This window comes from Cupriavidus phytohabitans (assembly GCF_017815025.1).
Lineage (GTDB): Bacteria > Pseudomonadota > Gammaproteobacteria > Burkholderiales > Burkholderiaceae > Cupriavidus.
Map to the genome: position 1 here is coordinate 1 of NZ_JAGIQB010000288.1, position 314 is coordinate 314.

1 pseudogene is annotated in these 314 nt (G+C 58.6%); it reads right to left on the reverse strand.

What is annotated here, in order from left to right:
• Positions 1-314 (reverse strand): annotated as a pseudogene (locus tag J8I34_RS34520) (IS630 family transposase); the annotation flags it as partial.

Below are 314 nucleotides of genomic sequence, written 5' to 3' on the forward strand. Positions count from 1 at the left end.
GCCGTAGTTGTCCATGACGAGATGCACATCGAGCTTAGGTGGCACGCTGGCTTCAATCGTGCGTAGAAACTGCAGGACTCACTGCTGCGATGTCTGCGATGCAATTCACCGATAACTTTTCCAGTGGCGATGTCCAGCGCGGCGAACAACGTTGTCGTGCCATGGCGCATGTAGTCGTGGGGGCGTCGCTCGGGGATGCCTGGCGCCCGCGGTAGCATGGGTTGCGTGCGGTCCAGTGCTTGAATCTGGCTCTTCTCGTCAACGCACAACACCATGGCTTTGAGCGGTGGGTCGAGGTACAACCCCACGATATC